Source organism: Klebsiella sp. CN_Kp100 (assembly GCF_040065315.1).
In the GTDB taxonomy this organism is placed as follows: domain Bacteria; phylum Pseudomonadota; class Gammaproteobacteria; order Enterobacterales; family Enterobacteriaceae; genus Klebsiella; species Klebsiella oxytoca.
In genome coordinates, this window is record NZ_JBEAIJ010000006.1 from 76,165 (window position 1) to 90,172 (window position 14,008).

The following is a 14,008-nucleotide window of genomic DNA, read 5'->3' on the forward strand; positions in this document are numbered from 1 at the left end:
TCTTTATCCTCCCAGTTTACATTCTCCTGTTGAAAATATCCCCGGCTCTGTTGGAGCACTGCCTGACGTGACAGGCCAGCCGTCAAGAATTTACCGCGATCTTGCTCGAATATCATACACCTCTAGCTCTTATCTTTGGTGTCATAAATCGTTCATTTGTTGATATCTCTTTGCATAGTCTCGTTTTAGTGTCAACAATACAGCATATTTACTTTATGATACCAATATTTAATGATGATACCGTTAATTGATACTTGGACTGACCCCGCCCTGGTAGACGATCCTGCCCTATAGTTTGAGCATAGGAGGAGCGTATGGGCACACCACGATTTACACCCGAATTTAAGGAAGAAGCCGTCCGTCAGATAACGGAACGCGGTTATTCCGTCGCCGAAGTATCTGACCGTCTGGGCGTCTCTGCACACAGCCTCTACAAGTGGCTACGGGCTATCAAACCTGATAACAGCGAGCAGCATGCCCGGGATTTACTGGAAGCGAAAAGCGAGATCCTGAAACTCCGGGCGCAGCTAAAACGTACCGAAGGAGAACGGGATATCCTGAAAAAGGCCGCGCGGTACTTTGCAAGGGAGCCCAACTGAAGTACCGCTTTATCAATGAGCACCGCACTGTATGGGGTGTGATGACGATGTGTCGGGTACTGAATGTCGCCCGGGCCGGGTTCTATGCGTGGCTGCATAACCCTGTCTCGGCGCGTGATAAAGATAACCAGCGCCTGCTGATACTTATCCGCGACTCATATTCCCTGAGCGGAGGCGTATACGGTTACCGGCGGGTTCATGGCGATCTGAACGAAATCGGGGAAACCTGCGGTAAAAACCGGGTGGGTCGGATCATGCAACTGAACCGGATTAAAGCCGTGCGCGGCTATAAAGCGCCACGTCGTATCGCTGGCAGGCCTTCAATCGTTGCTCCTAATCGCGTGCAGCGGCAGTTCACCGTTGTCCGGGCCAACCAGGTCTGGGTCACCGATATTACTTATATCCGCACCTGGCAGGGCTGGCTGTATCTGGCGGTGGTTATCGATCTCTTTGCCCGTAATGTGGTCGGCTGGTCGATGAAACCCACTCTCTCGCGCGAACTGGCGCTCGACGCGCTGATGATGGCGGTCTGGCGCCGAAAACCGGACGGCGAGGTCATCGTACATAGCGATCAAGGTAGTCAGTACGGCAGTGACGACTGGCAGCGCTTCTGCCGGGCCAATCACCTGGCACCGAGCATGAGCCGGCGTGGCAACTGCTGGGATAATGCGGTGGCCGAATCGTTCTTCAGTTCACTGAAAAAAGAACGCATCAGGAAGAGAATATACAAAACCCGGGATCTGACCCGGGCGGATATCTTCGATTACATTGAAGTGTTCTACAACCGGGCCCGGCGCCACAGCCACCTCGGCGGCGTCAGTCAGGAGGCCTTTGAACAGGCCTCGTCGTGAGGACAGAATTTGTCTACAGGCGTGGGGTCAGTCCACTTTCATCATGTGGCCAAATTTAGTGTGCCACAACAGGGAAACATTCAATTCCGTTATCATTCCCCTGCTATCTACCATTTTATAAAACTCATTGAAAACGTAATCCACACTGTTGACAGGTGAAAATAACCAGGGTACAACACTGTATAAATATACAGTGTTTACTTATACAGTTTATCATTATTTTTTCTATTAAAATCAAAGAGGAAATTCATATGGCGGGATTCAGTTATGGTGGTTTCGGTGACGGTACAACCTGGAGTAAAGAGCGGGGAACGGGTCCATTACCAGGTGGAGGATCTTCAGGCAACAGTGGGAACCATAGTAATACGACATCAGCTGAGCAGAAACAGATCAATGCCATACGTGCTGATAAAAACGTAAGAGCCAGGCTATCAAATCTAATTAAGGCCGCGCGCAAGCTCAACCCTTCAGTGAAGATTACAGTGCACGCAATCTCCCCGGAAGGGACTATGGCGATAAGTATGGAAGGTCTTACTGCCACTCAGGCCAGACAGGCTGGTCTCACGGGGCTAGTCATGGGAATAACTGTACCCGGATATATTGGTTCGGTCGGAGATTTTGAAACAGGACATAAATACAATCTGAAAAATCCGGAAAAGCTCAATTCTATCGGAGTCGGTACTCCACTGGATGGTTTTAACGGAGGTGAAAATATAGATACTACCCCAAAAAAATACCGGAACTGGAGAGCGACTGACGAGAAATCCTTTTATTATGTCGGAACGACAGTACCAATGCGGCTACTACACCATCTTACAGTCTCAAGGAATAAAGAGACTGATACATACACCATGTATTTTAAGGCTAAAGATATCAAAGCACTGTATAAAATTGAGGTAAAAAACGGTGACCTGGATAACATGAAACTCACCACCCTTGCGCAGGGGCATCCTTTATTTACTGCAGAATTTGCTAAAGATATTGTCAGAAATTTTGCATCAGTTAAAAATGAGAGTGATAAAGAGGTTCTGGATAAAACCAGCGGAGTCATCATCAGCGTCGGGGATAAGGCCGGTGCTCTTCTGGGGGAAAAATATAAAGCGCTATCCCGCGAAGTTGCCAGTAATATCCAAAATTTTCAGGGGAAGCAGATCCGCACCTATGATCAGGCGATGGCTTCAATGAATAAACTGATGACTAACCCCAATATGAAGATCAAGGCTGCGGATAAAACTGCAGTTATTAATGCATGGAAAGCATTTAATGTTGAAGATATGGGAAACAAATTCACTGCGCTTGGTAGAGCCTTTAAAGTGGCTGATTATGTCACGAAGGGAAATAATGTCAGGGAGAAGTCAATTACGGGTTACGAGACCGGTAACTGGGGGCCTCTGATGAGGGAAGTAGAGTCCTGGACTGTCAGCGGACTAACCTCATCAGTAGCTCTGGCCGTTTTTTCGGCCACATTGGGGGCTATGCTCGTTGCTGCTGGTGTGTCTACAGCTGTGGTCGGCATTATTGGCATTATTATCGCGGGTCTCATAGGGGCGTTGATTGACGATAAGTTCATTGACAAGCTGAACAACGAGATTATTCGCCCGGCCTACTAACTGAACAGGAGAAAGGCAGCTTACTGCCTTTCTCTCATTAATTTACAGGCGAGAACAGGAGTGTAGCAAACAGCATAGGTTATGAAGAATGTTGCTATATAAAGCATGATATATAAAAGCAATAAACTAAAGTTATTTTCAGACATCCATCTAATCGTTCTTCCGGCAGTGGTCAGCTCAAGGTTGTGCATAAGAAAGAAATAAATAAAAAACACATAAACGAAAGGACTTAAAAAGCATGCCCGTATAAGTTCGGCCCGTTTTTTTATTTCCAGAGGTTTTCTTTTTTTGAGCAAGAACATAAAGGCCAATATACCTGCAACAGGCGCCGACTTAACGTAGATATCCATCACTTTAGTCATCACCGGATTGAATGCCGAGGTTACGGAAGGAGTGCTGCGGGTGGCATCAGCGATCTGATTAAGAAACGGGCTGCCCGGGTTGCTGAGAGAAACAGAGAAGATAATCAGCAACGGTATGATGCAGGCCAGCGTAACAAACAGTAACGCCCGGTTAGCATACCGGTTATCTACAGTAGTGTTGCCCATATAAACTCCTTTTCACGGGGGACGTTATGGCTAACTCTTAGTCAGAACAACATTCCCTCAGCGGGGAAGAAAAACGTTGCAAGCTGTTGTTCTCATTCCGGATATTATTACTATTATAGGAGTAAATAAAGATGAAAAATATTCACACAGGGTTTCTGTTGCTGCCTTCACTCCGCAGCTACCGGCCTGCCAGGCAAATTATATTCACGATATTCAGGCGAAAACGTCGCCCCCCTTGTCGTCCGCATCACTGACGGGCGCCAGCATGAGTCAGAAACGCGGCTGCGAAAGTGTCCCCGTGCCCCCCGGAACGGAGGACGCTGATTTGCCCGATGTGAAAAAGAAATAACCCCCCTCAGAACAGGCTGATGGGTGGGAATTTCCCCTGATAGCCGTTCCCGTTAATTTACCCAGTCCTCCAGAACCCGTTCCGTCACCCGCGCAAATTTGTAGGCACCCCCAATTTTCAGCCCCATTGTGAAAGCCCCCTTCCGCAAGAAAGGGGCGGGTCAGGTAGTCCGAGTACGGCTGGTTAGACGGATACCGGAAAACTGTAAATCCCCCGTTTAGCCTCGCAGGCTTTTTAAGTTCCCTGCCAGATAAAGCTATCTTCGATATTCCACCGGCCTACACAAGGTATAACATGTCGGATTGAGCTAAATGATGATATGGCCCATATCCGTTTCTCATCCCAACATGAAGGACTGTTGGGATTCACTGAATGCCATAAGCCAGCCCCGCGGCGAAGAGCATTGACAGCAGCACCGATGCCAGGCCGGGCAGCAGAAAAGGGTGATCGATAATATGTCGGCCCAGTCTGGTGGAGCCGGTATCATCCAGCTCTACCGCCGCCAACAGCGTCGGATAGTTTGGCAAAATAAAAAGAGAAGCCGTGGCCGGGAAGCAGGCCACCAAAATAGCCGGGGCTACGCCCATGCTCAGCGCGGCGGGAAATAAAATTTTTGTGGAGGCCGCCTGAGAATACAAGAAGCATGAGGCCGCCATAATAATGATGGCCAACATAATGGGCGAATCCAACAAGTGTGACGAGACCGCGCTTTGCAACCACTGTTGATTGCTATCCATAAAAGTTGAACCCAGCCAGGCGACGCCGAGGATACAGATGCAGGAGGTCATGCCGGTTTTAAACACCGCTCCGGACGGGACCTTGTGTACGTTAACCCGGCAGCACACTACAATCAGCAGCGCAACGCCCAGCATCACCCCTACCCGCACCTGTCCGCTGCTCATGACCGGATGGTCAATCAGCCCTAATTTTGGACTGGTGACAATCGCATAAACCAGCACCACAACCAGTCCGACGATAAAAATCAGCACCGAACGTCCGGCACAGGGCGGGATCGCCCGCTCAGTCCTTGCTTTAATCGGAACCGGATTGTCATCGAGCCGATCCTGCTGGCGGATCCTGTCCCAGCACAGGTAAAAAACGGAGGTGACCAGCAGCGCCAGAAAGGTAGAGGGTATGGATACCGCAATGAGCTCAATATAGCCCCAGCCGGAATGACCCTTTTCCAGAATCCCCGAGAAGAAAATCACCGCCGCAGAAATGGGCGACGCCACAATGCCCAGCAAAGAGGCGCTGACGGAAAGAGCAAGCGCCCGGGTAGGTTTTATATTGTTCTCTTTCGCCACGCCGACAATAACCGGCATACAGGCAAAGGAGACCTGACCGGTGCTGGCCATCATGGTCAATAGCCAGGTGGAAAGCGGCGCGGTGATGACTAACAATCGCGGATAGCGGCGCAGCAGACGCTCGGTGAGGTCAACAAGATATTCAATACCGCCCGCCTCCTGCATGGCGGCAATCGCCACGATCACCACCATGATAAATACGATAACCAGCATCGGCATATCACCCGGCGTGGCGCCGAGCGCACTGAGCACAATTACGCCGGCACCGCCGGCAAACCCCACGCCGATCCCCCCGACCCGCATGCCGATGTACAGAAACAGCAGCACCACCAGAAACTGAACCAATATCATATATTGCCTCCACGGCTCCCTGTCCGGCATTAACTCTTCGCAAGAAGACCTGGCGCCGGACAAACGCGCGCTCACCATATCTTTGGATGTCACCTGCCGGTGAAAGACAATTTATCGCGCTACAGCGGCATCGCTACGCACGGTATTCATCAGGCATCCGATCTGCTCAATCTCGACTTCCACCCTGTCCCCGGGCTGCATAAAGAGCGGCGGGGTACGTTTTTTTCCGATACCTCCGGGCGTACCGGTCAGAATGACATCTCCCGGAGAGAGCGCGCTGAAGGTGCTGATATACGCAATGAGTTCGGCAATTGAATACAACATGCTGCCCGTATTATCCTGCTGCACCGTCTGGCCATTGAGCCGGGTGGTAATATTCAGATTTTGCGGGTCGGGGATATCATCCGCCGTCACCAGCCAGGGGCCGAAGCCGCCCGTCGCAGGCCAGTTTTTCCCGCCGGTAAAGCAGGCATGCTGCCAGTCGCGCACCGAGCCATCCATATAGCAGCTGTAGCCAGCCACATAATGCAGCGCCTCCTGCTGAGGAATATTGCGCCCCCCACGGCCGATCACCAGCGCCATTTCGCCTTCATAGTCAAACTCATTGCTGCACTCCGGCTTGAGGAGCGGTGTCAGATGGCCGGTCTGTGAATCCGCAAAGCGGATAAACAGCACAGGATTAGAGGGCTTCTCGTTACCGGCAGCGTTTTTATCGCGATAATTCACGCCAGCGCAGATGATTTTTTTCGGTTCAGTCATGACCGGCAGAAAAGCGATCTCGTCGAAAGAGTAGTTCGCTTGTTTCGCAGACGGCGGCAGAGTATCAACAAGATGAAGATGCGGTATAAATTCCAGCAGGCTGCCATATTGAGGAAACAGCGCCTGTAGATCAATGACGCCGTCAGCGGTCGCCAGGCCATATTTGTTTTTATCATTAACGCGAAAGCTTAATAGTTTCATAAATCACCCAGGAATATACAGAGGTGAAAGCCCCGGCATTATGATGAAGAGCAGCAAAAGATAGCGGGGCGAAGTAACCGATGATCCGCAATACAGTAAGCGATATTTCTGTATTGCGGATTAACAACAGACTCAGAACAAATTAACCGACGCGGCCCAGCTCAGCGGCGCGCATGGCGTCGTGGATCTCTTTTTCAGCGCCATTTTCCAGCGGCAGCAGCGGAGAGCGAACGGTGGCATGTTCAAGGATCCCGCGCGCAACCAGAGCATGTTTAAGGGCCACGGTCCCTTCCATGTGAGAACCGCGGTGGTAGACGCTTTTGGTCACCGGCAGCAGTCGATCGTGCAGCTGACGCGCTTTAACGTAATCGCCCGCTTTACCCGCTTTGATCATCTCAATTAACGGTTCAGGCGCGATATTGCCGTAGCCGACGAGGAAGCCATCCACATCAAAGGCGGTATGCAGCAGATATTCATCGTGGCAGCTTAAGATTTGCAGATCCGGACGCTCGCGGCGAATAACCGGAATTTCAGTATCCCAGCGGCGCATATTACGCACGCCATTCTTCATGGCAAATACGCCCGGCTGCGCGGAGATATCCAGCAGCGTTTTCAGGTTGTAGGTGGCTTTAGTGACATCCGGATACTGGAAAAGAATCAGCGGCAGGCCACTTTCCTCATACACCACGCGGTAGCGATCCTGAGGCGCGCCGTCCTGATAGCCAAAGCGCAGCCAGCCGTGTGAAGGATAGAGCAAACCTGCGGATGCGCCGGCGGCAACGGCGCGCTTCGCCTCCAGCGCGGCCACTTCCGTCCCTTCCCCGGTGATACCGGCAATAATGGGAAGCTTATCATCCACGGACTTCACAAATGCGCGGATCACATTCGCCTGCTCTTCCTGGGTCAGAAAAGTCCCTTCTCCCGCGTGTCCAAGCACCACCAGACCTTTCACACCGTCGATGCTGCCCAGCCAGCTACCGAGGCGCTGAATGGCATCATAGTCTACGCGTCCATCGCGAGTGAATGGTGTAACCGGAGCCGGAGTCAAACCTCTCAGATCGATGTTAATCATAAATATCCCCTTGATGAATAAGCATTTGTTTACGGTTAAGCGATTATTTGAAACGTGAGTGAAATCGTTTCCGCAATCGTTTTCACGCCATTGACATTGAACCTGAAAAATAAAACCGTCAACGCCATGTTGGTTAAAAATGCAACGCAGATCACAAACTAAACAGCGATCCGCATCCGGGATGAGATCCGTTTTACAAAAATCAACCCTCCCCGCTTTCTCCAGGAATGCCGGGGAGGATCTCAGGCGGATTATTTACGTGGAGACGAGGTAGACTTACGTGGAATAAGGGAGGGCGTGGTAACCCGCATATTATTATTTATCTCTGGATTCAATAACATATCAACCGCATTGCTGGCGATATGCTCCAGCGGCGTCCTGACCGAGGTCAGCGCCACGGGGAGTCTGCTCACCAGGGGAATGTCATTATAGCCCACCAGGGAAAGATCTTCGCCAATCACCAGCCCCTGCTGGTGAGCGGCCGCGAGGACGCCAATCGCCAGCTCATCATTTACGGCAAACAGCGCGCTCGGGCGATGAGGCTGGCTGAGGATCTTCATTCCCTGCTGCTCCCCCGAGGCGATATTAAAATCAGAGTGACAGCACCATTCCGCTTCGATCCTGAGCCCGGCTTCCTGCATTGCCCGCTCAAAACCCTTACGCCGGTTGCGCGCGTTGGAGGCAAAATCAGGGCCGCCAATCAGGCCAATATCCCGGTGGCCTAAATCAATCAGGTGTCGGGTAGCCAGATAGCCGCCAAGCTCATCGTCCCCGACCGATGAGGGGCTAAAGCCATCGGTGCGCAGCGCCAGTACGTGAGGAACATCCCGTTCACGCAGGGTTTGCGGCAAAGGATCGTCCAGCCGGCAGGTGGACATGATCAGCCCATCGACGCGGCGATCCAGCAGCGATTCAACGGCGTTTTTCTCCTGCTCCTTGCTATCACCGCAGGTCGCGACAATAGCAAAGTAACCTCGCCGGGCCGCCGCCCTGGCTATCTCTTCAAAAAGCATCGCCGTGACGGCATCGGTCAGTCTCGGAACCAGGACGCCAAGCGTTCCGGTATCGCCACGCCGCAGGCTGGAAGCAACATAGTCCCGACGGTAGCCAAGCTCGCGCGCCACCTGGCGAATTTTATCTGCCGAGGCGCTGCGCGAGGTGGGTAACCTTTCATCGAGTACGCGCGAAACGGTCGAGACGCTCACACCCGCAGCGCGAGCAACATCCCGCATTGTCGCCAGCTTTTTTTCCGGCAAATCGTTCAGTTCACTTTCTTGATCCATCTGCTGCTCCAACTCATCAAAGCGGGTAAATATCCGTGTTGCCCGTTCAAGGGATACCATCATGCAAACCGAGAGATTAAAGGATCTTACGTCAAACCTCGCCCGGACAAAAGGAATGGTGCTTCACTTTGCCAGGGTCCGCTCCCCCGGTGGTTAATTCACTCAGCTTGTTCACTTTACTCGACGTTCGCCGCCTGGCCTTTTTACGCGTAAGTTTTTTCAGATTGTGAACTGTTCGACATTTATACAACTGGCGCAATTGACTTAGCGACAAATCCAGCAAAGGATTAGCTGCAAGTGAAATCGATTGCAGTAACGTTATCACAAACCAATTCAGACAGCATTATATGCAGCACGTCTATGAATAAGGGTTCGTTGCCCTGTGGTTATTCAGAACCTTACGTGTATGCCCCAGACAACGTTTAACAGGGTAATACTATGTCAACTCAGGCCATTGCTTCAGATTACGCCGTTGCCAGCGGAACGGCGTCCACGCCAGATGCGCTGCTGGCAAGGCTGGAACGCCTCCCCATCACCCGACGGCTGAAAGCGATCCGCGTTATCGTCGGCTTATCGACGTTTTTCGATGCTTATACCATTATTGCAATCGCATTTGCGCTCCCCCAGCTTACTCAGGAATGGGGTCTTACGCCGACATTTGTCGGTCTTATTATTGCTGCCAGCTATGTGGGACAGCTGTGCGGCGCACTTTTTTTTGGCTCACTGGCGGAAAAAATAGGCCGTATCGGCGTTTTACGTATCACCATTATCATGTTCGTGCTGATGGATGCCGCCTGCCTTTTTGCCTGGAACGGCTGGTCAATTCTTATCATTCGCTTTTTACAGGGCGTGGGCATCGGCGCCGAGGTTCCCGTGGCCAGCGCCTATATCAATGAATTTGTCGGCGCCAAAAAGCGCGGGCGTTTCTTTTTGTTGTATGAGGTAATTTTCCCCATCGGCATGATGTTTGCCGGGTTGGTGGGGTATTTTCTGGTGCCCATCTATGGATGGAAAGTCATGTTTTTAATCGGTCTGGTGCCTTCTGCGCTGACCGTTCCCCTGCGCTGGCTGATGCCGGAATCACCGCGCTGGTTGACCGCAAAAGGCCGACTGAAAGAAGCGGAGCACGTCGTATCAACGCTGGAATCTGAGGTCATCAGGCGCGGGATGTCATTGCCCGAACCGGAAATAAAAGCCCCGACGGTGCACAAAGCGGCTCCGGAAGGAGTAAAAGCCCTCTTCGGCGGTATCTACAAATCCCGAACCTTTATGCTGTGGGGGCTGTGGCTGACCGTATATAGCGTCAACAATGGGATGATCACCTGGTTCCCTACCCTGTACAAAACCTGGTTTAACCTCTCCCTCGACACCAGCCTGGCCTACGGCTGGATCACCTCCTCCTGCGGCGTCGTGGCTTCGGTGATCTGCGCCTTGATGATCGACCGTGTCGGCCGCAAGCGCTGGTACACATGGGCCTTTCTCCTGGCCGTCGTTCCGCTGATTGCGCTTTCTGTTCTGGGAGCAAAATCCGCCGTTGAAATTCTGATTCTGGGCAGCCTCACCTACGCCATTCTGCAAACCATCGCCTTTTCGCTTTATCTGTACGCGGCTGAGCTTTATCCCACCCGACTGCGCGCTATCGGCACCGCCTATTCCAGCGCATGGCTCCGGGCGGGGTCTTCCATAGGCCCCCTGATGGTCGGTTTTATCGTCAGCGGCTTCGGGATCCGCTTTGTGTTTATCACTTTCGCGGTCATTGCGCTGGTTGGTGGCTTAATTACCTGGCTTTTTGCCATTGAAACCAAAGGGAAATCGTTAGAAGAGCTGTCGCCATAGACGATCGGTGGCTCCGGGAAGCACGGAGCCGCTTCTGACAGAAGGTCGGCGTAGTCGGCTGATTCAGCTGCGCCTGACCCGGGATCATTCATAGACCTGGCTCATCAACGGGCGGTGAAAAACATGAATAAACTCATCCACAGCGGCACGATGCTGCTGGCTTTACTACATCCTTTTCTGGCGCTGGCCAACGAGACGCTTTTTTCTCCCACGGCAAAAAATATGACCGGAGAGTGGGGAGGCGTGCGTACGGATCTGCGCCGTCATGGTTATGATTTTACGCTGGAATATAGCGCAATGACGGCCACAAATATGTCCGGCGGTTACGATCGCGATAAAACTCTGCGCTATAGCGACCAGTATATTCTCGGCATAGATATGGACCTGGAAAAGGTTTTTGGTATTCAGGACGGTGAATTTAAAGCCTCGGTGAATAATCGTAACGGGCGAGACCTGACTCAGGATCGCCTGCAGGATCCGCGTGCGCCGGTAATTGGCTCCGGTGTGCAGAGCAATTACGGTCGGGGACAAACATGGCACGCGACGCAGTTTTGGTTCAAAAAAACGGGGTGGGATAAAAAGCTGAATCTCAAGGTGGGCCTGATGCCGCCAGGAGAGGATTTTGATAACAACGGCTGCTTTTTTCAAAACCTGTCGCTGTGCGGCTCTTTGGCCGGCCATGGCAGCGGCGTCTGGTATAACCCCCCCATAGGCCAGTGGGGCGGCCGTATTAAATACAGCCCTGCCCCGGTGCTTTACGTCCAGGCCGGCGCGTTTCAGTACAATCCTGCCTACGCCACCCGCCACGGAAGCTTCCAGCTGGATGGTACCGGGCATCTGGGGTACATGTACCTTTTTGAACTGGGATATCGACCTACTCTCGGCGCGGCAAAACTCTCCGGAATCTGGAAACTCGGCGGATGGTATAACACGGCGGACGCCAATGATGTGCTGGATGATGACAATGGCGATCCCTATGTCCTCACGCACCAGGCCGCCCGGCGACACGGAGGGCGTTACGGAGGTTATCTCTATATTGGCCAGCAGATAACCCACTCGAGCAGCCAGCGCCAAAATGGCCTGAGCCTTTTCGGCCATCTGGCAATAAATGATAAAAAGACGGCGACCATGGATTATCAGATCCAGGCGGGGGCTATTTATAAAGGCCCTTTCGCCAGCCGTCCGCAGGACTTTATCAGCTTCGGCGTCAGTAAAATGCACGCCAACGACAGAGTCGCCCGTCGGGCGCAGCTCCTGAACCAGATGCGGGGGATCGATGATTATGATAACCCCCTGTATGTCCCGGTTCGCAGAGCCGAGTATGCCGCAGAGCTGCATTATAGCTTTCGCGCGACGCCATGGCTGAGCGTCCGCCCTAACCTGCAGCTGCTCGTTCATCCGGGAGGAAGCGAAGAGATTAAAAACGCGTGGGTTGTCGGCAATCAGGTAACCATCAAATTCTGATAAAACGGACCGCTACCGTCAGGTCTAATAAGAATGAGCGACGATGGTGAACATCCAAAATATGGGCTTACTTTATCAAGTTTAAGCGCCGGGTATTGGGTCCCGGTCCGACGGGATGACCAAATAAATACGGAGTGAGATGAGAAATCATCGCACTCCTTTTTCTCTGGATGCAAATTGAGCCAGACGATCAGATTTCTACTGAATATCGAAGGACGAAGTTAAACGTCTTCCTGACTTTTTAAATCTCATAGGATAGCAGCGAGAAATTAGGTTGTTTTACGAGTCAGAATAATTTTCCCACATAATCAAGTGGATATCTTACAAAGCATGGCAAGATAGATCAGGCAAAGGCTTCTCGCGCGGCGCTGCGCATCGACTGCTTGTCAGGTGCTGCCGTCGACCCGTGCATATCTATAGCAGGCCAGCTCAACTAAACAGTGACTAAACAGCGAAAGCCTCGTTTCCGTTTTGTAACACGCCCCAAAAAATTAGCGATACCCGCCACAAAATTCACATATCACTCCCAATGATAAAGCAAGCATCTTGCATTTGCAGAATGAGTCAGATAGCGTCTGTAACGTTACACTAAAACGTTACAGAAAAAGAAAACAACCATTTTTCGTTAACCCTACTGGCTGACTCAGCCATGCCAGAGAACCTTATCGCGACCCCTACACTGTGAGAAAGGATTATCATGATGAAAACAAAACCGTTTCGTTCCGCCAGGCGCTTTCTGGCACTCGCTTGCCTCGGTACCGCGCTCATAGCAGGTAGTGTACTGACCGCTTCAGCACAGGCCGCCATCAATTTTCGTGTGTACTCTTCTTTGCCGGCTGATGATTCCTCCGCCCACTATATTTGGTTCAATCGTTTCCAGGAAAATATCAATAAAAACGAGAAGTTAAAAGGCCAGATCAAGCTCAATTACTTCGCAAACGCGATGCTCGGAAAAGAGGCTGATGCTACTCAGCAGGTGCGTATCGGCGCCATTAACATGATGATTTCAGGCACTTCAATCTGGGCGACGCTGGTACCCGAAATTGGCGTACTGGATTTGGGGTATCTGTTCAAAGATTACGATCAGGTGGGAAAAGCGCTGGATGGCAAAGTCGGCGAAAAGCTTTCCAGCCTGATGATGGATAAAGCAAACGTTATGGTACTGGGCTATGGCTATAACCTCGGCGCACGTAACGTGTATACCAAAAAGACGATTGAAAAACCGGCGGATTTAAAAAATCTGAAAATCCGCGTGCTGCCGGTTCCCAACTTTATCGCCACGCTAAATCACATGGGTGCCGTTGCCATTCCTATGCCGGGCGGGGAAGTCTATTCCAGCCTGCAAATGGGCGTTATCGACGGAGTGGAACACGATGCCCCAACCATCTACGCCAGCAAATACTATGAAATTATCAAAAACGGTACGCTGACTCGCCACAGCTATAACCCGCTGATGATTGCCATGAACAAGAAAAGCTTCGAGCAAATTCCGCAACCCTTACGCGCAGACGTACTGGCCGCGGCAAAAGAAGCCACCGAGTACGAACGTCAGCAGGCCAGTCAAAAAGAGCTTGAGGCAATTAAAAACCTCGAGGCTAAAGGAGTGACCTTTCGGGAAACCGATCGCGCTTACTTTGCGCAGGCCGTACAGCCCGTGTGGAAAACCTTCCTTGATAAATATCCTGATTTAAAACCGATGATGGATGAGTTCAGCGCTACGGCGTCGAGCGCTAAACCCTAAGCCGGAGAGCGTCGGCCCACGCGGTTCAACCAGGCTGACG

General features: G+C 51.7%; 10 protein-coding genes and 1 pseudogene. 6 read left to right on the forward strand and 5 right to left on the reverse strand.

Annotated elements, in window-relative coordinates:
• Positions 1-314: 314 nt before the first annotated feature.
• A protein-coding gene (locus ABLV12_RS06410) for an IS3 family transposase (RefSeq protein WP_348866922.1) occupies positions 315-1,450 on the forward strand; the annotation gives its coding sequence in 2 pieces (ribosomal slippage) (positions 315-561 and positions 561-1,450; 1,137 coding nt in all).
• Between the two features lie 251 nt (positions 1,451-1,701).
• Positions 1,702-3,060, forward strand: coding sequence for a colicin-like pore-forming protein (locus ABLV12_RS06415; RefSeq protein ID WP_160885634.1), 1,359 nt, complete (start codon positions 1,702-1,704; stop codon positions 3,058-3,060).
• Positions 3,061-3,080: 20 nt separating this feature from the next.
• On the opposite strand, the gene cui is transcribed toward ABLV12_RS06415, so the two are convergent.
• On the reverse strand, positions 3,081-3,608 hold the full coding sequence (gene cui, locus ABLV12_RS06420; protein WP_024273777.1) for a colicin immunity protein Cui: 528 nt from the start codon (positions 3,606-3,608) through the stop codon (positions 3,081-3,083).
• A 178-nt stretch (positions 3,609-3,786) separates the two neighbouring features.
• Between cui and ABLV12_RS06425 the strand changes: the two are divergent.
• Positions 3,787-3,873: pseudogene (locus tag ABLV12_RS06425) on the forward strand (colicin release lysis protein); the annotation flags it as partial.
• 449 nt (positions 3,874-4,322) lie between these two features.
• Here the strand turns inward: ABLV12_RS06425 and ABLV12_RS06430 are convergent.
• From ABLV12_RS06430 to ABLV12_RS06445, 4 genes are all read right to left on the reverse strand, one after another.
• A complete protein-coding gene (locus ABLV12_RS06430) occupies positions 4,323-5,612 on the reverse strand; it encodes an anaerobic C4-dicarboxylate transporter family protein (protein ID WP_325905359.1) in 1,290 nt (429 codons plus the stop codon).
• Between the two features lie 111 nt (positions 5,613-5,723).
• Positions 5,724-6,572 carry a fumarylacetoacetate hydrolase family protein gene (locus tag ABLV12_RS06435; RefSeq protein ID WP_064398609.1) on the reverse strand — a complete coding sequence of 283 codons (849 nt, stop codon included), beginning with the start codon at positions 6,570-6,572 and terminating at the stop codon, positions 5,724-5,726.
• A gap of 142 nt (positions 6,573-6,714) precedes the next feature.
• Positions 6,715-7,644, reverse strand: coding sequence for a dihydrodipicolinate synthase family protein (locus tag ABLV12_RS06440; RefSeq protein WP_032691959.1), 930 nt, complete (start codon positions 7,642-7,644; stop codon positions 6,715-6,717).
• 251 nt (positions 7,645-7,895) lie between these two features.
• Positions 7,896-8,927, reverse strand: coding sequence for a LacI family DNA-binding transcriptional regulator (locus tag ABLV12_RS06445; RefSeq protein ID WP_024273773.1), 1,032 nt, complete (start codon positions 8,925-8,927; stop codon positions 7,896-7,898).
• A gap of 438 nt (positions 8,928-9,365) precedes the next feature.
• Between ABLV12_RS06445 and ABLV12_RS06450 the strand changes: the two genes are divergently transcribed.
• From ABLV12_RS06450 to ABLV12_RS06460, 3 genes are all read left to right on the forward strand, one after another.
• Positions 9,366-10,763 carry an MFS transporter gene (locus ABLV12_RS06450; RefSeq protein WP_064398607.1) on the forward strand — a complete coding sequence of 466 codons (1,398 nt, stop codon included), beginning with the start codon at positions 9,366-9,368 and terminating at the stop codon, positions 10,761-10,763.
• A 123-nt stretch (positions 10,764-10,886) separates the two neighbouring features.
• Positions 10,887-12,227, forward strand: a complete 1,341-nt coding sequence (locus ABLV12_RS06455) for a carbohydrate porin (RefSeq protein ID WP_348866923.1) — start codon at positions 10,887-10,889, stop codon at positions 12,225-12,227.
• Positions 12,228-12,924: 697 nt separating this feature from the next.
• Positions 12,925-13,968 carry a TRAP transporter substrate-binding protein gene (locus ABLV12_RS06460; protein ID WP_024273770.1) on the forward strand — a complete coding sequence of 348 codons (1,044 nt, stop codon included), beginning with the start codon at positions 12,925-12,927 and terminating at the stop codon, positions 13,966-13,968.
• Positions 13,969-14,008 lie beyond the last annotated feature (40 nt).

Excerpts from the sequence above, each read along its gene's own strand:
- ABLV12_RS06415 (WP_160885634.1), top strand. The coding sequence starts at position 1,702 with ATGGCGGGATTCAGTTATGGTGGTTTCGGTGACGGTACAACCTGGAGT.
- cui (WP_024273777.1), bottom strand. The coding sequence starts at position 3,608 with ATGGGCAACACTACTGTAGATAACCGGTATGCTAACCGGGCGTTACTG.
- ABLV12_RS06430 (WP_325905359.1), bottom strand. The coding sequence starts at position 5,612 with ATGATATTGGTTCAGTTTCTGGTGGTGCTGCTGTTTCTGTACATCGGC.
- ABLV12_RS06435 (WP_064398609.1), bottom strand. The coding sequence starts at position 6,572 with ATGAAACTATTAAGCTTTCGCGTTAATGATAAAAACAAATATGGCCTG.
- ABLV12_RS06440 (WP_032691959.1), bottom strand. The coding sequence starts at position 7,644 with ATGATTAACATCGATCTGAGAGGTTTGACTCCGGCTCCGGTTACACCA.
- ABLV12_RS06445 (WP_024273773.1), bottom strand. The coding sequence starts at position 8,927 with ATGGATCAAGAAAGTGAACTGAACGATTTGCCGGAAAAAAAGCTGGCG.
- ABLV12_RS06450 (WP_064398607.1), top strand. The coding sequence starts at position 9,366 with ATGTCAACTCAGGCCATTGCTTCAGATTACGCCGTTGCCAGCGGAACG.
- ABLV12_RS06455 (WP_348866923.1), top strand. The coding sequence starts at position 10,887 with ATGAATAAACTCATCCACAGCGGCACGATGCTGCTGGCTTTACTACAT.
- ABLV12_RS06460 (WP_024273770.1), top strand. The coding sequence starts at position 12,925 with ATGATGAAAACAAAACCGTTTCGTTCCGCCAGGCGCTTTCTGGCACTC.